Below are 22,584 nucleotides of genomic sequence, written 5' to 3' on the forward strand. Positions count from 1 at the left end.
CTTTTCACCCGTCCGCCCAGAACAGTAATGACGAACAGAAAAACCACTGACAATATTTTTTAACTAATTTTTTTTTTAGAACAACTTTAATTGCTTATTTATCATTGCACCATCAACCCAATAACTTATCCAATGCCGCTCTGAAATAAAGCGGTCGGGTGGAAAAGCTGGTTAGGCAATATTCAAACGAATAATTATTCAAATCGGCATCAATCAATGTATTTGAATAATGTTCCATTAATTCCATCCACAGCCCAACCATTTTTCTCATTTACAAAGTTAACAGATGTAAAAACATATGGATAACCGGTTGGTTGTCGTATAAAAGACAAGCCACCATCTGTAGTCTTATATATATTACCATTATTACCGACAATCCATCCAATATTATTTGTAATAAAATGAGTTGATCTAACCCAAAAATCAAATTCATGAATCTTGACCCAACTATTTCCTCTATCTGTCGTTTTAAATACTGATGATTTTAAACCGTTCTCCGGTAAGTATGCAAAATACCCAATATCTGCGGATGGGAAACATAGACCGACAATTGCACCTACATAAGGCGTGATAATTTGTTCTTGCCAATTACTTCCACCGTCTGTGGTTTTATAAATTGTAGAATAATTTGATGCCCAGCCACTACCTTCTGAAGTAAAAGCACATTCTCGAAAACCATAATTGACAGTATTTCTAGTCCAGTTTTCACCACCATTTGTGGTTTTGAAAACAAAACTTGGATTCACCCCAGAATTAGTATTATAACCAACAATCCAACCATTTTGCGAAGAAATAAATTTCACATCACTTAACAAATTAGACCACTGTCCATTATTCTGTTTTTCCCATGAGTTGCCCCCATCAGTTGTTCTCAAAATGATTTCACTATTTCCAGTAACAATACCAGTAGTTTCTGAAATGAAATAGACTGATGCGAAAGTCTGATTAAATATTTCTTCTTGATATTGCAATGCCCAATTATAGCCCCCATCACTTGTCTTTAATATTATACCATAATTATTGGAGTCATTTGATGAACCCACAGCCCAGCCAATATTTGCTGATTTAAAAAACACCTTGTTAATTTTATAGTTGCTAGGAGTAAAGTTTATTTGTTTCCATTTGTATTGAGCATTATTCGTCACTGTTATCATTAGAGTGGAATCAATAGTTTCTATTCCATTGCTAACAACACATTTAACTCTATAGTTGCCCTCGAAAGATGGAGCTTTCCAAATGACATAGGAACCCGTGTTATTGTTTGGGAAAGTGCCAGTAGTTGTTGACCATGTATATGATAAATCAACACCATCTTCAGCTGTTGCTAAACAAATCAATGTTGATTGATCCGCTGGTTTTATTGTTGATGGATTTGCAGAGATATTCTCTATTATGATTTTTTTTGTTAATAACGGAGTTAAAGGATTAGGCTCTTCTTTGTTGCATGAATTAAATAACAACAAACTTATTATTAAAAAGAAAATCGTTTTTTTCAATTATCACCTTATATTATTTGCCTAACGGCGTTGCGCTTAGCCCGCCGCCCATAACTACTATGACGGTTTGAAAGGCACAACTTTATTTATAAATCTGTTTATTATTACAATCACACTTTTAAAAGCAACTTACAATGAAACACTAAGCCCAATAACTTTTCACTACGACCGATTCGACAGAAGCGGTCGGGCTGAAGTGCGGGTTATACTTACTTTCTAAGTTTTATTAGCAAACTATCACTCTTTATGATTTTTTGAAATTGTAATATTGTTTTAGTATCAGGAATTATAATATGAGATTTATTCTCTTTCTCAGATGAATTTTTGATGAATTCATCATGTCCTTTTTCAAATATTTCACTAATGTATCCGAGCCCCAAACGAGCATTTTTGTAAGTGGACTTTAGCAATCGTAATAAATCATCACCAGAGTAATCTTTGCCAACATCAAATTTTAATGTTCTTCCTTCAGCACTTCTTTCTTTTGTTAACTTTAATATTTCTTCACCAATTCTTGTATTCCGTTTGTGCGTTTTAACAATCCTATAATCAAAAACTTCTTTAGACTGCGCCCACAATTCCAATAGACTTACCAATATTTTATGACTGTATTCCTTAATTAGAATGTTTAAGACTTGGCGCGCGAAATAAAAATCTTTCTCTTTTTCATTGTCCTTTTTATCGACATCAAGTTTTAAATCAAAATACTCATTGAAAAATCTTCCGACATATTCCCAATATGAATAATACCTATAGATTGCACTATCAACATAATATTTAAATCGCCAACCTAATTCTTGTCTTTCGTGTAATTGAGCTTCCGACTTTTTTAATAATTCACGACAACACTCTGCGGAAATTGCTGAATATCTTATCTCGTTAAATAAATCAACTAAGTCGAAGAAATAATTTAGTGCATATATTTTATTCGCTTGAGCTGTTTCATACTGTTGGGTATACTTAAAAGCTTCGCTCTGTTTGAATTCTATAGAAATTGACTTATCCAAGATTTTAGGGTCAATATTTTGAATTGTCTCCGCAATCTTATTTCTTAATTCATCTGTAAACCCAATTTCCATTTCAATACTATAATTTAATTGGTAAGTATAACGACGTTGTGCCTAAGCCGAAGCCCAATACAACAATGCTACATTTATTAAATAACTTTTTAATTAGAACAAACTTTCATTTATAAACTACGCTGAATAGCAAAGCCAAAACGGAAATACAAACTTTTTAATTGCACATATGTCAAATGCGAAAACGCTTTCGGCTTGAGGCACTTGTTAGGTTTATTTCCTAACCATTATAATATCAACTTCACCAGGTTTTTTAGATTTATCTCCAAACAAATGAGTTTGCGTTTTATTATTAAAAGGCTTGAAATATATTTGCTGTTCATGTTTGGGGAAGTGTTTAATTAGCAATTCCTTGGTTGTTTCAAATGTAAATTCTCTTGCATCAGTTCTGACATAGGCAACGCTTTTATTTTTGAGCAATTTTGCAGATGCACTGAAAACTTTATCTAAAAGATCATAATATTTTTGTTTTGATAAAAACCTCCCACGATGATCATCTTGTAATGATTTAGGTTCCATTTCTCCACCGAGCAACCACATTCGAAGCCATTGGTCAATATGATAATTCGTGATTGACCAATAGGGTGGGGAAGTAAATAATAAAGAATACTTTGAAGTATTTCCTTGGGCAAGTAATTTATCTAGATATTTTGATGAATCAGCAAGATGAATCTCGTTGTGATTCAATTCTGGTTTTCCTTTATCATATCTCCAATAAATTCTTTTTTTAATAAATTCAACGGGGTCAATTTCAGGTGGATTTACGAAACCATTTTTTTTCCACCATTCAATTGAATAATTATAACCCATTGATTTTGTCATCCTCATTTGATTTGATAATCCCTCACCAATTTTTCCGTGGAGGTAAACCAAAATAAATGACATTAATGTGCCATCAATCTTTGATCTACGCCAATTCAAATTTTCTCTTGCAGATAGTAGGAAAACTAAAACATCATCACAAAAACACATTCGAAAATACTGAGGCAAATTATTTATTGATTTGCGATAGTCTTTTGAAATTGAATCAATTTTTTCAAGTCTTTTTAAAACACTCACAGGACTTGCTGGATTTAATTTTGTTTTAGTATAAAGCCAACCAAGCGGATTAATTTCTATTCCTAAACTCCTTCTATTTAAAACACTTGCGGCAACTATGCTTGTGCCCCGACCAAAAAAAGGATCAAGAATATATTCATTAGGATTACTATATCTTTCAATAACATCGAAAGCAAATTCCATTGGGAACATTGCATAATACGGTCCAAAACGCAACCATCTTGAGATAGAAGTTGAGTATCCCTTTAAATATTTTTCATATTTGCTTTCAATTTTCAAATTCTATCTCTAATTTCTTTTGCAATTTCTTCAAATAATTTTTTGCCAAGATTTAATGGAATTGAAGCTTCAGCATGTGCCGAGATTAACGGTGTAACTGAATGTGGGTATCTACTCGACACTAATTGATCAAGTAAATTAAGTACATCTGCCAATCTTGGAAATTGATCAGTTCGTGCTGTTTTAATGTTACTTTGGGACTCGTTATAAAATGCAATATTAGGCACTATTCTGTAACCATTAAGAGTTTTATAGAATATTTTCCTTCCGAAATAGGTGTCCGCACCATAATTTTTTGAACTGGTAGAAAACACAATATTATTTTTAATATAAGTATCATACAGTAAAAAAGCTGATTGTCTTGGTATTATATCTTTTTCTCCTTCTTTTGAGGTATCTACTTCTTCAAAATGATTATAGAATGCTCCAGATTTTTCAATGCCTAATATAATTAAATCTTGTCCGTACTTTTTATTTGCAACATCATTAAGCCTAGCTAATTCATAAATAATAGATTTTGTTAACCAAGATGAAGTACTAAATACCGCTAAGGGACCATCAAGGAAAAATGCTACACGTCTTAGTGTTGACATCCAATTTTGTTTTTCAAATGAACGAAGAATGTGTACAAGCCATAAACGTTCGATAGTTGACATTATTTGACCAAACAATTCACCATTACTTCCGACAGGATTCATTAATTCATGCAATCTCATTGCGTCTGTGGAATACAAAATTCCTCCACATTCCCCGCATTTATACTCACCATAACCGTAGGTATATTTTCCATCACAATCATCGTGAGGACATTTTGGCGGTTTGTCACTAGTCCCTTTCTCAAGTTTAATTCTTAATAATTCTTCATATGTATTGAGCAATGATTCTGATCCATTAAATACTGAACTTCCTTTCATTTCTTCATAGAGGGTTTTTCTCATTGATGCTTTAGCAGAATTTTCATTATCAATAATTACATTGCATCCTGGAAAAACAGAATCAATTGTCTCAGCTTTTTCCGTTTCCCTAAACTTTTTAGGATCAATAAATTCATCTTTCGCATGTTCTCTTACTTTATTTAAGAATAACAAAACAGACGATACGGTAACATAACCTATTTCAGCACCGGGAAAACCATTCTCGATTTTTACCTCATGATGACTACCATCAATAGCAATTACTAAATCGGGTTGAAAATCACTTGGTGTCATTTTTGAAAATTCAGTTAAACTGGATTTAATTTCCTCTTGAGTTTCATTTACTCTACGAATCTTTAGCCTATTTTGGAGTGCTTTTACCTTCGGATTTTCTAATATCCTTCTTAATGGTTCGTAACTTGCGAATTCATTATCATAAGGCATATTTATTACTCCGTAACTTTAAAAAGTTTGATTTGAACTGGAATTACAAACGGGTTGCTAAGAGTTTTTACTCTTAAGAATCCTTTATCTTGTGCTCTTCGAATTGATGGTTCAAAATCAGCAAAATCATAAAATTTACACAATTCTTTGGTTTCATCAGTATTATTTAGATGCCCGATAAACCAGTTTGCTGTATTCTTCAGTATGTTTTTTTGAATACTACTAACTTCTTGTGTCGCATAGACTAAACCAATTCTTAATTTTGCACCTTCCTTCGCCGTTCTTACCCAAACATCTCTTAAATCAAGATCACCGCCAGCCGGAAGTACATTATGAGCTTCTTCAATATAAATTATAATTTCGGGTGGTATCTCTCCATTTCTAAATTTTTCAAGGTTCTTTTGGAAAATAAAGCTCATTACTCTATCTGCGGAAGATTTATTTAGTATTGGGTCGCCAATTGATTGATCTATTATTACTAATTTTCCTTTGACTAAATCATTATAGATATCTTCAGCATAATCCGACGAGGTTGATGCAGAATGATTATCACGAACCTTACCTATTTGTTTGGCGCCATTTGGTCTATAAATCATTTCAAGTATTTTCAGTAAATCTTCATCTGCCCAATTTTCTCCAGAGGAACTTTGATCTATATACCATCTGTCAAAAGCGCGATATTCAGCGGTTTTCATATATTCATAAAGTATAGAAAAAGCGTTTGCTAAACTTGATAGCGAGGGATTACTCGATTGAAAAATCCTTGCAGCAGATTGGTATTTTGATGCATTATCTGGATCACTTGTAACATTAAGCATTCCATTAAATCTGTCAGCTTCATTCCTTGCTCTTGGACGACCTTCAAATAATTCACTTGTAAATAATCCGCGTGTAGAAATATTTATTCCGTCTGGAATATCAAATTGAGCTTTAGCTAGTAATGCTTTATATGCAAGAATTCTTCTATTATATCTCGTAGTAGCGCTTCTATCTGTTGACTCTGGTCGCTCAAAAATTATTTGTTTGAAATTTTCAATAAATTTAGATTCATCTTTTCTAAAAGAATTATCAATTATTTCTTTTCCAATTTGCAAGTTTTCATCTAAATAAAAATTAATTAACATAAGTTTTCTGTCTTCATCATTCGGATGCCTTGAAATACCGTAACTTACCACTTCGCTATCTTTAAATTGTTTTCTTGCTCCTTCTTCTTCTGTGTTGCAATGAAGTTGCCATATATTTTTTAATGCATTGTTATTGTCTTGAACATTTTCGTTCGCATATTCACCATTAGGGTCAAAAATTAACTGCCCGATTCTTAATGGTTCACCTTCTCCTTCTGAAGGTTGGCGTAATTCGTAAATTGCTTTAGAAATAATCTTAGTAGTATTTGACTTTCCCGTTCTTGTCATTCCAAAAAGTGCTGTTTTTTGTGAAAGAAGATCTGCTGGGTAAATTGAAACTGGGACTCCACTTATCTGTTGATACTTCCTATTTGTAGATGCATATCTAATGTTTCCTAATTCAACAGTCGAACGATTTTTATATTTTTCAAAATGGTCGGCTATATTTTTAGGATCAACATAGTTAACAATCTTTTCCAAAGCCTTTGCATTTGGTTTGTATACTTTTAGTCCACGGTTCGGATAATAATTTGAAATATCGCTTCCAAAATTAAGTCTTAGAGGTGATTCAGGATTTTCATCATCTTCGGCCTCCAAAAAAAACGTTCCAATAATTCTGCATTCAACACCGGCATATCCTAAATAAACACGTGTTTTTGTATCCATTATGCCATCAGCATCCCAATGTTTATCTGTTTCGCCACTAATTCTTTGAGCCGACTCGACTCTAATTCTTTCAGCTTCGGAACTATTAGGTAGTTGAGCAGCATCAGTAACACGTAATAAAATTATAGATGCATCTTCTTCTTTAAAATTAGTCTCCGTTGAATCTGAATCGATACGTGTAGCGATAAGGAAACTGAGACTAGGAATCCCGCCGACCTTTTTACGTTCATTATCGTGAATCTGGACTTTTGCAGTTTCGTAATTGATTGAAAATAATTCACCAATATATTGTGATTTTTGAATTAGTTCAGAGAATATTTTTTGAGCATTTGTTTTCTGAATATTTTGATGCTCTTGTTCAATAGATGTTTTTAAATCATTCGCCATATTTATTACCTATTTTTTTTAATTTCTCAAAATAAACCTAACGACGTTGCGGGTAAAGCGCCGCCAATAGCAGCTATTTTTACTTTACCTGAATACCTTTTTGTTTTAGTTTTTTACTGTATGAATCCCACCACTTCTACTATTTATGTTTGTAAAACCCAACTAACTTTTTTCCCTTCGACCGCTTCGTACTTGTCCGCCTTTGGCGGAGACGCGGTCGCTTTGACCCGCTGGTTAGGTTTTACCTTTTATTTCCTACGCCCAATTTTTTTGAAGAACTTTTTAGGATTGAAATGAGATTTATGTTTTTTCTCAACCCAATATTGCCACTATTTTACTTTTTTGCCACCTAATTTTTTCAACCAACTCAATTTTTAACTACTCATTATTTTTGCACTAATTTTAATTTCAAACCCAATTATTAATCAAATGCAGGTTGGTTGATACCGGAGCCGGTTTCCCTTTGTTTAGAACTTGTAATGAACGAATACAAATTTTTGCACAAAACTAAATACTGATGTTAATATGACAACGCAATTAGTTTTGAAACCTAACGGCGTTGCGCTTAGCCCGCCGCCAATAACTACAATGACGGTTTGAAATGCACAACTTTATTTATTAATCTGTTTTGTATTACAATCACACTTTATAAAGCAACCAACTTTGAAAAGCCAAACCCAATTACTTTTCACTACGACCGATTCGATAGAAGCGGTCGGGCTGAAGTGCGGGTTATACACATTTACTTTTTATAGTTGTTTATTTTTTTTAATACTGTCTCTGTTAAATTATCCGCAATAAAATCTGTACTTATTATTCTTCCTTCTGGATCTAACAATACTTTTGTTGGATATGACTCTACTTTACATTTTTCAAGATATAATGAGTCTAGTAACACATTCGGGTAATTAAACGAATTAGCAGACAGATATTTTTTCAATGAATCTTTATTATCATTTACAAAACCAACGACAAATAGCTTGTTCGTACTTATTTTTTCTCTCAGTTCTTTTACATAAGGCATTTCATAGATACAGCCTCCGCACCAAGTTCCCCAAAAGTCTATAAAAACAAATTTACCTCTCAATTTTTTTGATGATATTGTCTCCCCTTCAAATGTCTTAAAATTAAATTCCGGCATCATATTATCTTTACTTAATCTTGGTCTTATAAACTGTGGAACTCCGCCACGCTGGGTAATTCCCTTTTCTTTCGATTTACCCCAATAATAATGTAACTCTTGTTTTTTTACATCCAACTTAAGCTGATATGGAACAATACTTTTATAATCATCTCGGTTCTGAAATGATGACGAATCACTATAGAATACTTCATTGTTGTTTTTGAAAGAAGTCCCAATAAAGCTCCAGAAATCGTCATTATATACAACCATCAATCTATAACTTTTTGGCTTTGCTTTATCCCAGAGAACGTACACTTTCTTAAAAGCATTATTTGTTGGAATGGAAGCATAATATGGTTCTACAAAACTTTTTGCTTGTTTCTCAGCTTCTTTTGGTATTCCGGTAACTAATTTTACAATCCCACATTTACCATCTGGATTAGAACCTTGGACTGATATATTAGATAAAACTAAAATCAACAAAAGAAGACGCTTCATATTAATACTCCCATATTAATGTGTATAACGGCGTGGCAACTAAACCGCTGCCAAAAGGTTTACGTTACCAATACCACGATTTATTGTTTGTGTTATTTTGTTACTTCTCTCTTTCATAAAATACAACCATGTCCCACGACAAACATTGCGACCGGCTACAGCAGTCGGTTTGAGTTGCTTGTTAGGGGCTATTGTTTTATTTTCTAATAGCATTATTTAATAATTATTATAGCGGTTAATACTATATGCGTTTTCAATGGGATCAGAGCAAAAACCTTGCTAATATCAAAAAGCACAAAATTTCTTTTGATGAAGCCAAAACAGTGTTTTTTGATGACAACGCACGACTTATATCTGATCCAGAACACTCAATAAATGAAGAACGCTTTATTATTTTAGGAATTACATCCAAATTAAGACTCTTAGTTGTTGTCCATACTTATAAAGAAAACAATGAAACAATTAGAATTATTTCCGCTCGCAAAGCCACTAAATCTGAAAGTAAATATTACCATGAGGTAAAATAAAATGAAAAAAGAATATAACTTCAGCGATTCCATCAAGAATCCTTATATAAAGAAGCTTAAAAAACAAATTTCCATTCGTATTGAAAAGGAAACGGTTGAGTATTTCAAAAAACTAGCTTTAGAAATTGATATCCCTTATCAAAATCTCATGAATATGTACTTAAGAGAATGCGCTCAAAATAATTTTAAACCTAATATTAATTGGCAAAAGTAAATGCCCCTAACGGCGTTGTTTTTAAGCCGCCGCCCAGAACAGCAATGCAACTTTGAAAAACTTTGCCAATAATTATTTATAAATTAATTTTGTTCAATAAACTTAAAGAGCAACTAACTTTATCAACACAACTTTATAATTATAAAAATGCCGCAATGTTTAAAGCGGGCGGCTTGAAGAACTTGTTATACGTTTTATTTCAGTAATAATAACTTTCTTGCTTTCACAATATTTTCAGAAACCATTCTACATATGTAAACTCCACTTGGTAAATTGGTTGCATTAAATTCAACCTCATATTCACCAGCATTTATAAACTAATTAACTAATGTTGATATTTCTTTGCCGAGAACATCATAAACTTTTATTATAACTTGGTTATTATGGGGAATAGAGTATTTTATTTTAGTTACTGGATTAAAAGGATTTGGGTAATTCTGAGTAAGAACATACTCTTTAGGTAATCTCACTTGATTATTTTTAATATCTGTAATAATAATTCCATAAATATTTCCATTCAAAATACATCCAATCAGTGTTCTACTTGATTGAGTCCAATCATTCCGGCTTAAGTTATATAATTCAAAATAACCAATACTATCAGAAATAGATGAGCTTTCATATTGATTATAATATAAAACATATGTTAAGGTAATCTTCCCTAAGATTTGTTTTCTTTCTACAATAACTTTACTATAGATTCCATTTAATTCTGAACTGGACGTATTATCATTCCAATCATAATTGAGTAATATACCTCTCCGAAATTCATAAAGGATATTGTTTTCTTCACGTAAATATTCAAAACCAATGAATCTTTCCCATATAGAATCTTTTTTTTCAAAGCTATCAATCCGTGAATACAATTTACCATCATTCATTAATGTATCACCTACTACCTCTAGAAATGTTCGAATTGTGCCAATATCACCATAAGACCAAGAATAAAACCACTTATTCCCTTTAGCTAGCGGAAAATGAGATTTATGAGACTGTGCATTAGCAATCACATAACAAAATAATAGTAAGATTATTAGAATATTTTTCATATTAATTAAACGTATAACTATTAATTAACCCGCCGGGATTATCACTCGCTTTGGAATTATATCCGACCGGTATTGTTTTTATTATTTACAAATTTCCAATCTTTTTGCGCAATATTGTTCCTACTATATAATTGTGTCCAGCGGACTCCTCACCCCCGTTACATTCTTTAGTACATGCGTATATATCATTGTGGTCTTTACCGATTTGTGTCCCAAGATCTCCTGAACCGTTCGAATATCATAACCCGCATCTAATAAATGAGTGGCAAAACTGTGTCTTAATGTGTGGGGACTCCCGGGCTTGTCTATTCCGCTTCTTAATAATGCCTTTCTAACTTCTTTCTGAATTACACTTTCATGAATATGATACCGGTACTTTAAATGTTTCTGCTCATCATAAATAAACGACTTCGATGGAAAAACATATTGCCACCCGGTTTCAATATCAGCGTTTGGATATTTATTCTTTAACGCATAAGGCAAAATGGTTCTTCCTAAACCGTTTTTTAAATCTTCTGCGTGAAGCTCTTTAACCCGCTCAATGTGTAATTTTAATTCGATAGCTAATTTTTGAGGCAATACCGTTATTCTATCTTTTTCTCCCTTCCCATCTCTAACAATTATTTGGTTCATTCCAAAATCAACATCCTTTATCCGCAATCTTAAACATTCATTCAATCGCATACCGGTACCATACAACAAACTAACCACCAACCTTAGTGTTCCGCTTAGCTGATTTATTATTGTTGCTGTTTCTCCCCGCGTAAAAACAACCGGCAAGCGCTTTATTTTTTTTACATACTTAATTTCCTTTAGCCATCCAATATCCTTCTTAATAATATTTTTATATAAGAATAGAATAGCTTGCAGCGCCTGATTTTGTGTTGATGCCGAAACATATTTATCAACGGCAAGATGGTTTATAAATTTTTGAATCTCTTCCTTACCTAATTTTTCAGGATGCGTTTTATTATTGTAGATAATGAATTTTTTAATCCAACCGATATAGCTTTCTTCTGTACGAGGACTGTAATGGTTTGTTCTTAAGCAAATTCTAACCTGGTCTAAAAGCTTTGGGGCCCCATTTTTAAGAGATGTTTTTATCATCGACTTATTATAAAGTTGACATGAATTTAAGTTATGATAAAAATAAAATCAAGTTATTTAAACTTAGAGCAGCAATCTCTTTATATTTGATTTTTATGAGTTTCTTGACGGCTATTTTATGGCTGGTTTTTTAACACTTACTCATCACTCTCTACTCTACACTTCTTCACCATCCTACATCATTCTCAAATCGAATGGGGAGAGGTCCGAGATACTGTTTCTTATGTTTAATTCTTTTATTAGTTCTCTAATTGTTTTGCTTTCCGCTTCCAAAAGGTGAAGTCTGTGTTTCATCATCGCTAAACTGGTAAACGCAATTTTTCCTGGATCCATCTCCAGAGCAAAGACTTGCTTTCTTATCGTAAATGTGTTCGATTCAATTCTTTCCAATTTCTTCTTTAATTTTTGAAGGATATCATTTTTACTCAAATTATGCATCAATAAAATTCCAATATCAAACTCGGCTGCCATCGAAGCATCTTCTTCAAGAAATCCGGTTATTGAATCTTTTAATTCAGTATCCCCAGAGGTCGTTATGCTATAAATTGTTTTTTCCGGAAGATTCCCGTTCTTCTCGTGCCTTCCTTCAATAAAACCTTTTTTCTTTAAAATATTGATTGTAGCGTAAATTGTTGAGTCGGCTACAGGGAGCCATTTTTTTGTATTTAACTCTTCAAGCATCTTGGTGATTTCATAAGGATTCCTTTCCTGCTCGGCAAGTATCCCTAATATTAATGCGGCTAGTTTAGAAAGCATTCGTTTTTCAAACTCTTTTAGTGAAGTAGTATAAAGATAGAGCTTGATTTTTGCTTAATCAAGAGGGGGTGCATAGATTTGTTGAAATATATCGGGGGATTCAACCAACTCTTCAAATGAGGTGGTAATAAATTTTGCATTCGGCGAAATTGATTTATATCTAAGTTCAAGTGCTTCCTGCTTTTTAGGATTTATTACAATTACCTCTTTTCCTTCATTCAGATGCTTCTGAAATAGCGCCTTTATATGAAGATCTGCGTTCGATAACGAGTATCCAATAAATACAACTTTTTTCGATACCCTTATTTCTCGTGAGGCTTCGCTTAATAGTTGAGATATTATCGGGTGATTCAAAGTCTTTAAATATGTAGGGGGCATTATTAGGGTTTGAAAATCTGTTCCATCCAGCGGACAAGTATACTCATATTCCTCATTCTCGGGATAGGTGTAGCCTAAAAATTTTCCCCTGCTTAATTCAATTTTTCTGTCCCATGGGGTTAGTAAAGTTTGATTACAGCAGTTGCAGTATTTCCAATTTAAACTGCCATGAAGTTTTAATATTTTGATTGGAACCGGGTTTTCGTTTTCGTTAACATTTACCGGTTCCTTTGGATTAACCCAAAAATTGTAATTCTTAAGTTGAGGGAGCTTTTCAAAATTCATTAGAGGAATGCCGTAATCAATATATGCCTGCGTGCGGAACATAAACCCAAAAGCATGTTCGAGTAGAGTATCGTAGTTTAAAGTTATAACCGAGCTGTTTGTAGAATATTTTTGAATTGATTTCCAAAATTGAAAGTAGTGATCGCTTTTTTCTTCTGTCTGAAAATTTACCACATAATGAATTAGTTTTATTAAGTATTCTTTTATAATTATAAATCTATCAGTAGTGTATTTTTTATTTAGACTTTCGTTTTGCTGAATAAAATAATCTATAAATCCGAACACAGCTTCGAGCTGTGGAAATTGGTGTGTGTTTGCATTGTATTTAAAATTATCCCTTATAAACTCAACAACAATTTTTCCAATTTCAGAGTTTTCAATTTCATTTATCTCCCCCGAAATAATTAATGGAAGAAGCTCTCTTTGTAATGGAACTCCATCCGGTTTTGATGCGCCTGCACCAAGCACAAATGTTACATCACGCGCATCTTTATATTTAAGAAATTTTTCCAATCATTTTTTCCTATTTCCAATTCAATATAATTACTTTCTAATTTACTATAAATATTACAATTCGATATCACCGCAATAAATAAGTAATAAATATTTCTCAACATATTAAAATCCAGCCCCCAATCTGTTTATTTAAATTAGGTAGTGAGATTGCTAATAACAACAATCTAATTCATGCTGTGGTAGAATTAATCAAAAAGATACTAATCAGCGAAACTACTTATTCAGTTCAATTAGAATAAGCTTTTTTCCCTTTTCGTTTCTAGCGTTCGAGGGTTTATAGGCGAGTTCGAATACGGTTGATTTTTTTATGTGCGCTTTATATTTAAGTTCAGCGGTTTTAAATTCATCCATAATATCTCCCCCTTTAACCGCCGCTAAATATGCTTTTTCTTTTATTAGGGGAAGTGAATAACGGAACAGTATGATGAGAGGAACTGTAGCGCGGCTAATTACCATATCAAAAGTGTTGGCATATTTTTCTTTAAACTCATCACTCTCAACTCTAAAATTTTCAGCTACAACATTATTCAATTTTAGATTACTAATAAATTCTTTTACCGCTTCTATTTTTTTAGTTGTTGAGTCCGCTAGTACTCCGCGTAGTGTTGGTCTGGTAATGGAAAGTGGAATTCCGGGAAATCCGCCACCGGTTCCAATATCTAAAAATTTCTGAATTTTTGGAGGTAAAAATTCTGCAACAAGCGAGGATAAAAAAACATGATTTTCAATTATCTTTTCTACATCTTTTCGGGAAATTAAATTTACTTTTTCGTTTTTATCAGCAACTAATTGCGAAAAATGAGCAAGTCGTTCAAGTTGATATTCATCAGGATTTAACTGGTTTTCCCAAAATAGCTTTTTAAGTTCCCTTAAGTATTGCTCTTGAAGATCCACCAAACTCTCAAATTTAGTTTTTCAAATATACTAATAAAATAGAAATATCTGAAGGCGTTACCCCCGATATTCTTGCGGCCTGCCCAATGGTTCTTGGTTTAACTTTAGCCAGCTTTTCTTTTCCCTCTGCCGAAATAGTCTTTATATTGTGATAATTGAAATTTAAGGGGATATTAACTTTCTCTAATTTTTCCATTTTCCCAATTAATTCTTCCTGTCTTTGAATATAGCCGGCAAACTTAAATTCAATTTCAACCTGCAATAATGCCCGCTCATCCTTTTCAAGATTTAATATTACCTCTTCCTTATCATCCAAACAATCCAAAACTTCCTTGAGTGATAGCTCCGGGCGTTTTACTATTTTCTCGATTGTTTCTGAATTGTCAATTAAGTTGATTTCTTTTTGGATCATTAATTTGTTAATCGCCGCCGGAGTAATTTTCTTCTTTGATAAAAATGTTTTTCCAACACTAATTAATTCTTCTCTTCTATTAAGTTCATCAAACATTTCTTTTGGTATTAAACCAAACTCATATCCATATTTTAATAATCTTCTATCGGCATTATCCTGTCTTAAAACTAATCTATGCTCGGCGCGGGAAGTAAACATTCTATATGGTTCGTTGGTAGATTTTCCAACGAGATCATCAATCAGCACTCCTATATATGCTTCGCTTCTTTTTAGTACAAACTCTTTTCTTTTTTGAATTTTAAGCGCGGCGTTAATTCCCGCAATCAATCCCTGTCCAGCGGCTTCTTCATAGCCCGATGTACCATTTATTTGTCCCGCAAAATAGAGCCCTTCAATTAGCTTTGTTTCGAGGGTCAAATCAACCTGGTGGGGAGGAAAATAATCATACTCAACAGCGTAACCCGGGCGCACCATTTCGGCATTTTCTAATCCTTTAATTTTTGCCAGCGCTTCAAGCTGAATTTCAACCGGAAGAGAAGTTGCAAATCCATTGATATAAATTAAATCTGTATCCAGTCCCTCCGGTTCTAAAAATAATTGATGTCTCTCTTTATCGTTAAATCTTTTTACTTTATCCTCTATTGAAGGACAATACCTTGGACCAATTCCCGAAATTAAACCGGTATACATTGGTGATCGGTCGAATCCCTTTTCAAGTATTTGATGAACATTTTGGCTAGTATAGGTGATGTGACAACTAATTTGTGGTAGATAAGGAAACTGATCTTTCGGTGTTCTCAACGAAAATGGTAAAGGAGGATTATCCCCCGGTTGTTCTTCTAGTATATCCCAGTTAATTGTATTTCTGTTTAACCTTGGAGGTGTTCCGGTCTTTAATCTTCCAGAAACGAATCCCATTTTAACAAGAGATTCTGATAATCCTAGAGCCGGTTGTTCACCAAACCTTCCACCGCTGGTTGCACTTAATCCGGTATGCATCAATCCGTTAAGAAATGTGCCCGAACATACAACCAATGCTTTACAACCTATTTCTTCACCTTTGGTTGTTTTTACTCCCGTAATCTTCTTCCCCGACTCAAAGGCCTCGTTGATAGAATCTTCAATTATCTCTACCCCATTTAACCCGCCAATAACTCTCACCGCTTCTTCGGAATAAATTTTCCGGTCAGATTGGCATCTCCCCGCCCACACGGCAGATCCTTTCGATTTATTTAATGTTCTAAATTGAATTCCGGTACGATCTGCTATTAACCCCATTTCACCACCAAGAACATCTATTTCATGTACAAGGTGCCCTTTTGCGCTACCGCCAATAGCAGGATTGCAGGACATTCTCCCCAGAGCATTTTTGTCCATCGTAACTAAAGCTACCGAACAACCCATCCTCGAAGCCGCTGATGCTGCTTCAATCCCGGCATGACCACCGCCAACAACTATAACATCAAAATTTCTCATTTATTCCTTTCTAACATTGTCTTGTTTCACGTGAAACTAAGATTATTCAGAAACCCACAAAACCATAGATCCGTTTCACGTGGAACTTACTATTTCCCAATACAAAATTTTGAAAATATATTATTAAGAATATCGTCTGAAGTAACCTTTCCAATAATTTCCCCAAGTGTACTTTCTGCATTTCTTAGATCCACACTAACAAACTCCCCGGTTAGCTTGTTCAAAATAGATCTTTTAGCATTCAATAAATATTCATTTGTCTTTTGAAGCGCATCATAGTGTCTGATTGTAGTTACTATTGCCGATTTCTCGCTATAAACATTTGACCCTAACCCGACTTCTTTCATTTTTCTAAATAATTTATCAATTCCATCCCCATTTATAGCAGAAATTTGTACATCGGCATTAAACTCTTCGTGTGGATTGAGGTCGATTTTATTCATAACCGAAATAATTCTTTCCTCATCGGTTAATTCTAAAAGTTGATTATATAGATCAAGGGCAAAACCGCTTAACACATCGTTTATAAACAAAACGACATCTGCATTTTTAACAGCATCTCTGCTTCTGTTAATTCCCTCAATCTCAATTGTGTCATCACTGAATCTAATACCGGCCGTATCTACTAACCTAAATAATACCCCCTCAATTGAAACCTCTTCTCTAATGATATCTCTAGTTGTACCCGGAATGTCACTCACAATTGCGCGGTATTCTTTTAATATATAATTAAGAAGTGAGGATTTGCCAACATTTGGTTTTCCAACTAGCGCGACATTTATTCCATCTCTAATTACACGACCGAAAGAATAGGATTTTATTAATTCGTTGATTTCATTCATTATCGAATCAATTCTTTCATTTACCTGATCAGCATTTACAAATTCCAAATCCTCTTCCGCAAAATCTAACTCTAGTTCCAGCAAAGAAGATGTGTTTATTAACATTTCTCTCAATAACTCAACTTTTTTTGATAATATTCCATCGAGTTGATTTCTTGCACCACGTAGCGAGGATTCCGTCCTTGCATTAATTATATCAGCAATAGCTTCGGCTTGTGAGAGATCTAATTTTCCATTCAAAAATGCTCTTTTTGTAAATTCTCCCGGTTCTGCAGTTCGAATATCCTCTGTTAATATTCTTTGAATAATCTTTTGAACTACGAGGGGGCTTCCGTGAGAGCTGATTTCAACAGAATCTTCGCCGGTGAAAGAATGTGGGGATCTGAAAACAGAAACTAAAACATCATCAATTACTTCATCGTTAGAGAATAGAATTTTTCCATAATGGATGGTATGGCTCGGCGCATCAGAGATTTTAATTTTACCGGAAAAAATTTTATCAATTGAGTCAAAACTATTTTTACCACTTACTCTAACTACTGAAATAGCGCCAACGCCGGCCGGTGTAGCAAGCGCAACTATTGTATCATCTTCATAAATCATGTAGAACTTTTAAATGTGCTTGCAAAAATAAGTTAATTGGCGCTCAGTCTCAATTAATCATAATATGTGATAAGCTTTCAATATATTACGAGTTCGTAATATAATAATTAGTTATATACTAACTCTTGTGAAACTTTTGCTGATTTTTTCATGTATGAGCGGTAAATTTAATGTGATAATATTGATTCAGGGAGAAATTAGATGCCATTTAATTTTAATAAGTTTACTGTAAAAGCTCAGGAGACGATTCAGAACGCGATAGAGATTGCACAAAACTACAACAATCAAATTGTGGAGCCGGAACATGTTCTAGCAGCAATGCTGCAGGATCAATCGAATGTTGCAGTTTCAATTATGCAAAAATCGGGAAGCAATTTGAATCAGATCAAAATAAAAATTGGCGAACTGCTTGAAAGGTTACCAAAAGTTTCGGGCGCTGGAATTGGAAATCAGCAGTTGTCGCAGAATAGCGCAAAATTATTTGATCAATCTTCAGAAGAGGCAAAGGCATTAAAAGATGAATATGTTTCTAACGAACATATTCTTATTTCCCTCTCACAAGAAAAAGGTGCAGCCGGAAAATTATTAAATGATAACGGTATAAATAAAAACATCATTCTTGCTGCATTGAAAGATATTAGGGGAAATCAACGAGTAACTTCACAAAATCCCGAAGAAACTTATCAATCATTAAAAAAATATGGACGAGATTTGAATGAGCTTGCCCGCAGCGGTAAACTGGATCCGGTAATTGGACGTGATGATGAGATAAGGCGTGTTCTTCAGGTTCTATCCCGCAGAACAAAAAATAATCCAGTGTTAATTGGTGAGCCCGGCGTTGGCAAAACCGCAATTGCCGAGGGGATAGCTCATAGAATTATTTCGGGAGATGTTCCAGAATCTTTGAAAACAAAAAACATAATTGCATTAGATATGGGGGCGTTAGTTGCGGGCGCGCAGTATCGTGGTCAATTTGAGGATAGACTCAAAGCGGTTGTTAAAGAAGTTCAGGAATCTGAGGGTGAAATAATTTTATTTATTGATGAACTTCATCTGCTTGTTGGCGCCGGAAAAACTGATGGCGCTATGGATGCCGCAAATATTTTGAAGCCGGCTCTGGCCCGTGGTGAACTTCATGCAATTGGAGCAACAACTTTAGATGAATATAGAAAATATATAGAAAAAGATGCCGCTCTCGAGAGAAGGTTTCAACCGGTAATTGTATCGGAACCTAATGAAGAAGATTCTATTTCAATATTAAGAGGATTGAAAGAGAGATACGAGGTTCATCATGGAGTTAGAATTACTGATGGCGCAATTGTAGCGGCGGTTCAACTTTCAAATAGATATATAAGCGATAGATTTCTTCCTGATAAAGCAATCGATCTGATTGATGAGTCCGCTTCTAAATTAAGAATTGAGATTGATTCGATGCCGGAAGAACTTGATATAATTGAACGAAAAGTTAAGCAACTGGAAATTGAGCGTGAAGCACTTAAAAGGGAAAAAGATTCAGAATCATTTTCACGACTTGAAGATATTCAAAAGGAATTGAGCGAATTACAGGAAGAGAGAAATAGATTAAAAAGTCACTGGCAACTTGAAAAGGAAAAAATTCAAAAAATAAGAGCTATGAAAAGTGATATTGAAAAAGCGAAAGCCGATGCCGAACGATTTGAGCGCGAAGGAAATTTGGGAAAGGTCGCGGAATTGCGTTACGGCGTAATTAATGAGCTCGAGAGAAAAATGAAGCTCGAAAGCGAGGAGCTTGCTTTAATTCAAAAAGAAACTAAAATGTTGAAAGAGGAGGTTGATGCCGAGGATATAGCGGAAGTTGTTGCAAAATGGACAGGAATTCCTGTTAGTAGAATGCTGGAGAGTGAGAGAATAAAACTTTTAAAATTGGAAGATGAACTTCATAAAAGAGTTATTGGACAGAATGACGCGGTTTCTGCTGTAGCTAACGCAATAAGAAGATCGCGCGCGGGATTGCATGACTCGAACAAACCCATTGGTTCTTTTATTTTTATAGGAACTACAGGGGTTGGGAAAACAGAATTGGCGAGAGCGCTCGCCGAATTTTTATTTGATGATGAGCACGCAATGATAAGAATTGATATGAGCGAGTATATGGAAAAGTTTTCAGTCTCAAGATTAATTGGCGCGCCTCCAGGATATGTGGGTTATGATGAGGGGGGTCAACTAACTGAAGCTGTGCGGCGAAGACCATACTCAGTTCTTCTGCTTGATGAAATCGAAAAAGCTCATCCCGATGTATTTAATGTTCTTCTTCAAGTATTGGATGATGGAAGACTGACCGATAATCAGGGCAGGACTGTTGATTTCAAAAACACAATAATAATTATGACTTCAAATCTTGGTTCACATATAATTCAGGAAAAACTATCTGAAATAAATGAATCAAATCTTGAAAACATTTTGGGAGAACTGCGTGTTACTCTTTCCGAATTATTGAGAAGAACCATTAGACCCGAATTTTTAAATAGAATAGATGAAATAGTTTTCTTTAAACCTCTACTCAAAAAAGAAATTAAAGAAATTATAGATTTACAGCTCCAGCGGGTTGGAAAAATGCTGATGGAAAAGGGAATTGCGCTTGCTGTTGAAGAAGATGTAAAAGATTTTCTTCTTCAACATGGGTATGATATTAATTATGGCGCCCGCCCTCTCAAAAGAACGGTGCAAAAATTTATTATCAATCCCCTTTCGGCTGAATTATTAATGGGAAAATTCGAGAACGGGGATACGGTTTCAATTAAATACCCTGGGGCAGGAAAACTGGTTTTTGAGAAAATTTAGTAATTGAACAAAATCGCTGCCCCACTAGTTTAGAAGGATAATAAATGATAATAAAAATGTCTAGCGACTTTATTTAAGTAACTTTTCTGTTATCTCAACCGCATCTGTAACCAGGTTATTACAGATTTTGGAATGCAAATTATTATCTGCCGCAAATTGTCTTCCTTCGGGAGTACCATAATTGCAACCGAGTAATTCATTGCATACTAATGAATTATTTTTCAATTTGAATTCATCGGCAAATTGATGAATTTTTGAAAAAGTTATATCTCTCGCTTCATTATCTTCTTTATTTGATTTTCCATATTTCAATCCAATTGCCATATAGGCGCCGGTAACAGCTCCGCAAGTATTTCCCATTCTAGCCATTCCACCACCAAAGCCGCATGCGATTTTTAGCGCTTCCTCTTTTTTTAAACCAAGGTCTTCGGCAAAGACAGTGAATACAGCTTGTGAACAGTTAAATGAACTATTGAATAATCCTAATGCTTTTTCTTTTTTTTCCAATTTATTCTCCATTAAACTAGTTACTTAACAAATCTTTCAATTGGCTGAACAGTGGTTGAATCTGGTTTTGATTCGGGTGTAGTATTGAATTTTACATTTTTATAAACGAACCAGGTAACGAGCACTATAATTGATAAGAACAACAAAGTAACAATTACTGGCCCAATTTTTTTCTTTTGGGGAACATATTTAAACTCGGCAGTTGTCGTAGAAATTCTACTAATCTTCAACAATTTTATTTCATCGTACATTTTTTCACAATTAGAAAACCGGTCAATGTTAGTTTTAGCTAAAGCTCTTAAAATAAGATTATCAAGTTCGGGGACTATTTCCGGATTATATTTAGATGGGGGCAGCGGCGCCCTATGTACATGATGTTCTAATATCTCAAAATCTGACTGAGAATAAAATGGGGGGTATCCGGTCAACAACTCGTAAGCAGTACAGCCAATCGAATAAATATCACTTCTCAAATTTACTGCTTGACCTTTGATCTGCTCTGGACTTAAATAAAGAACCGTTCCAAATCTTCCATCCGTTGGGGTATAATTTTCATCATAGTAGGAATAAGAAGAAATACCAAAATCCACTACTTTAACCGAGCCATTTTTACCGATTAATATGTTTGATGGTTTTATATCCCGATGAATAAACCCAAGTGTATGAGCGTAATGGATTCCCTTTAAAACTTGTTTAAGAATGTGGAGCGATTCTTCAACAGAAACTTTTCTTTTTCTTTTAATTAAACTTTCTGCTGTTTCACCATCAATATATTCCATAACAATGCCAAGCAGATTTTCATTTTCAATAAAGCCGAAAACCGTAACAATGTTGGGGTGAGACATCCCGGCTTGATGTTTTGCCTCATTCTTAAATTTTTTTCGATAGGCTCTATCATTAACAATTCGTGAATGCATAAACTTTATTGCTACATAGCGTTCAAGCCGTAAGTCGAACGCAAGAAACACAACCCCCATCCCGCCTTCCCCAAGAAGAGAAACAATTTTATAGTGATCGACTTTTCTACCGATTAGGTTTTCCAAAGGGTTATGCTTTCTAATTAAGTTTTGTTCGGTTACAAAATTTAAACAAACGTAAATTAATAATTATTGATGTTTGTCAAGTTCAC

18 protein-coding genes are annotated in these 22,584 nt (G+C 34.1%); 3 read left to right on the forward strand and 15 right to left on the reverse strand.

All coding sequences use genetic code 11. The features are described from left to right. Positions 1 to 209: 209 nt before the first annotated feature. The 6 genes from KF816_00005 to KF816_00030 form a co-directional block, all read right to left on the reverse strand. The gene (locus tag KF816_00005) at positions 210 to 1,496 is read right to left on the reverse strand and encodes a hypothetical protein (GenBank protein ID MBX3006382.1); all 1,287 of its coding nucleotides are present in this window, start codon (positions 1,494 to 1,496) and stop codon (positions 210 to 212) included. A gap of 209 nt (positions 1,497 to 1,705) precedes the next feature. Further along, on the reverse strand, positions 1,706 to 2,575 hold the full coding sequence (locus KF816_00010) for a hypothetical protein (GenBank protein MBX3006383.1): 870 nt from the start codon (positions 2,573 to 2,575) through the stop codon (positions 1,706 to 1,708). 213 nt (positions 2,576 to 2,788) lie between these two features. Beyond that, the gene (locus KF816_00015; protein MBX3006384.1) at positions 2,789 to 3,913 is read right to left on the reverse strand and encodes a hypothetical protein; all 1,125 of its coding nucleotides are present in this window, start codon (positions 3,911 to 3,913) and stop codon (positions 2,789 to 2,791) included. After that, positions 3,910 to 5,271 carry a DNA double-strand break repair nuclease NurA gene (locus tag KF816_00020; protein MBX3006385.1) on the reverse strand — a complete coding sequence of 454 codons (1,362 nt, stop codon included), beginning with the start codon at positions 5,269 to 5,271 and terminating at the stop codon, positions 3,910 to 3,912. The genes KF816_00015 and KF816_00020 overlap by 4 nt, the downstream gene beginning before the upstream one ends. Positions 5,272 to 5,276: 5 nt before the next feature. Next, complete coding sequence (locus KF816_00025; protein MBX3006386.1) at positions 5,277 to 7,448, reverse strand: DUF87 domain-containing protein; 2,172 nt, start codon at positions 7,446 to 7,448, stop codon at positions 5,277 to 5,279. A gap of 742 nt (positions 7,449 to 8,190) precedes the next feature. Beyond that, positions 8,191 to 9,069, reverse strand: coding sequence for a TlpA family protein disulfide reductase (locus KF816_00030; GenBank protein ID MBX3006387.1), 879 nt, complete (start codon positions 9,067 to 9,069; stop codon positions 8,191 to 8,193). Between the two features lie 245 nt (positions 9,070 to 9,314). Between KF816_00030 and KF816_00035 the strand changes: the two genes are divergently transcribed. Next, positions 9,315 to 9,596, forward strand: coding sequence for a BrnT family toxin (locus tag KF816_00035; protein MBX3006388.1), 282 nt, complete (start codon positions 9,315 to 9,317; stop codon positions 9,594 to 9,596). Position 9,597: 1 nt separating this feature from the next. Beyond that, positions 9,598 to 9,810: a BrnA antitoxin family protein gene (locus KF816_00040; GenBank protein ID MBX3006389.1), complete on the forward strand. Its 213-nt coding sequence runs from the start codon at positions 9,598 to 9,600 to the stop codon at positions 9,808 to 9,810. A gap of 317 nt (positions 9,811 to 10,127) precedes the next feature. Here the strand turns inward: KF816_00040 and KF816_00045 are convergent, their stop codons facing one another. From KF816_00045 to mnmE, 7 genes are all read right to left on the reverse strand, one after another. Continuing rightward, entirely contained in the window at positions 10,128 to 10,820 is a 693-nt protein-coding gene (locus tag KF816_00045; GenBank protein ID MBX3006390.1) for a hypothetical protein, read from the reverse strand. A 162-nt stretch (positions 10,821 to 10,982) separates the two neighbouring features. Continuing rightward, on the reverse strand, positions 10,983 to 11,966 hold the full coding sequence (locus KF816_00050) for an integron integrase (GenBank protein ID MBX3006391.1): 984 nt from the start codon (positions 11,964 to 11,966) through the stop codon (positions 10,983 to 10,985). Between the two features lie 174 nt (positions 11,967 to 12,140). After that, on the reverse strand, positions 12,141 to 12,722 hold the full coding sequence (locus KF816_00055) for a PadR family transcriptional regulator (GenBank protein MBX3006392.1): 582 nt from the start codon (positions 12,720 to 12,722) through the stop codon (positions 12,141 to 12,143). A 54-nt stretch (positions 12,723 to 12,776) separates the two neighbouring features. Beyond that, positions 12,777 to 13,898 carry an SIR2 family protein gene (locus KF816_00060; GenBank protein MBX3006393.1) on the reverse strand — a complete coding sequence of 374 codons (1,122 nt, stop codon included), beginning with the start codon at positions 13,896 to 13,898 and terminating at the stop codon, positions 12,777 to 12,779. A gap of 216 nt (positions 13,899 to 14,114) precedes the next feature. Continuing rightward, positions 14,115 to 14,795 carry a 16S rRNA (guanine(527)-N(7))-methyltransferase RsmG gene (rsmG, locus tag KF816_00065; GenBank protein ID MBX3006394.1) on the reverse strand — a complete coding sequence of 227 codons (681 nt, stop codon included), beginning with the start codon at positions 14,793 to 14,795 and terminating at the stop codon, positions 14,115 to 14,117. 13 nt (positions 14,796 to 14,808) lie between these two features. Beyond that, positions 14,809 to 16,683, reverse strand: coding sequence for a tRNA uridine-5-carboxymethylaminomethyl(34) synthesis enzyme MnmG (gene mnmG / locus KF816_00070; protein MBX3006395.1), 1,875 nt, complete (start codon positions 16,681 to 16,683; stop codon positions 14,809 to 14,811). Positions 16,684 to 16,772: 89 nt separating this feature from the next. Next, the gene (mnmE, locus tag KF816_00075) at positions 16,773 to 18,128 is read right to left on the reverse strand and encodes a tRNA uridine-5-carboxymethylaminomethyl(34) synthesis GTPase MnmE (protein MBX3006396.1); all 1,356 of its coding nucleotides are present in this window, start codon (positions 18,126 to 18,128) and stop codon (positions 16,773 to 16,775) included. 201 nt (positions 18,129 to 18,329) lie between these two features. Here mnmE and clpB point away from each other — a divergent pair, with 201 nt between their 5' ends. Next, a complete protein-coding gene (gene clpB, locus KF816_00080) occupies positions 18,330 to 20,948 on the forward strand; it encodes an ATP-dependent chaperone ClpB (protein MBX3006397.1) in 2,619 nt (872 codons plus the stop codon). Positions 20,949 to 21,017: 69 nt separating this feature from the next. Here clpB and KF816_00085 read toward each other — a convergent pair whose 3' ends face one another. Together KF816_00085 and KF816_00090 are read right to left on the reverse strand one after the other, a co-directional pair. Next, positions 21,018 to 21,455 carry a C_GCAxxG_C_C family protein gene (locus KF816_00085; protein MBX3006398.1) on the reverse strand — a complete coding sequence of 146 codons (438 nt, stop codon included), beginning with the start codon at positions 21,453 to 21,455 and terminating at the stop codon, positions 21,018 to 21,020. A 20-nt stretch (positions 21,456 to 21,475) separates the two neighbouring features. Continuing rightward, positions 21,476 to 22,498 (reverse strand): serine/threonine protein kinase, encoded by a 1,023-nt coding sequence (locus tag KF816_00090; protein MBX3006399.1) that lies wholly within the window; start codon positions 22,496 to 22,498, stop codon positions 21,476 to 21,478. Between the last annotated feature and the right edge of the window lie 86 nt (positions 22,499 to 22,584).

The organism is Melioribacteraceae bacterium (assembly GCA_019638015.1).
In the GTDB taxonomy this organism is placed as follows: domain Bacteria; phylum Bacteroidota; class Ignavibacteria; order Ignavibacteriales; family Melioribacteraceae; genus JAHBUP01.

Coding starts and splice junctions, on each gene's coding strand:
- KF816_00010 (MBX3006383.1), bottom strand. CDS start 2,575: ATGGAAATTGGGTTTACAGATGAATTAAGAAATAAGATTGCGGAGACA.
- KF816_00020 (MBX3006385.1), bottom strand. CDS start 5,271: ATGCCTTATGATAATGAATTCGCAAGTTACGAACCATTAAGAAGGATA.
- KF816_00025 (MBX3006386.1), bottom strand. CDS start 7,448: ATGGCGAATGATTTAAAAACATCTATTGAACAAGAGCATCAAAATATT.
- KF816_00030 (MBX3006387.1), bottom strand. CDS start 9,069: ATGAAGCGTCTTCTTTTGTTGATTTTAGTTTTATCTAATATATCAGTC.
- KF816_00035 (MBX3006388.1), top strand. CDS start 9,315: ATGCGTTTTCAATGGGATCAGAGCAAAAACCTTGCTAATATCAAAAAG.
- KF816_00040 (MBX3006389.1), top strand. CDS start 9,598: ATGAAAAAAGAATATAACTTCAGCGATTCCATCAAGAATCCTTATATA.
- KF816_00050 (MBX3006391.1), bottom strand. CDS start 11,966: ATGATAAAAACATCTCTTAAAAATGGGGCCCCAAAGCTTTTAGACCAG.
- KF816_00055 (MBX3006392.1), bottom strand. CDS start 12,722: ATGCTTTCTAAACTAGCCGCATTAATATTAGGGATACTTGCCGAGCAG.
- mnmG (MBX3006395.1), bottom strand. CDS start 16,683: ATGAGAAATTTTGATGTTATAGTTGTTGGCGGTGGTCATGCCGGGATT.
- mnmE (MBX3006396.1), bottom strand. CDS start 18,128: ATGATTTATGAAGATGATACAATAGTTGCGCTTGCTACACCGGCCGGC.
- clpB (MBX3006397.1), top strand. CDS start 18,330: ATGCCATTTAATTTTAATAAGTTTACTGTAAAAGCTCAGGAGACGATT.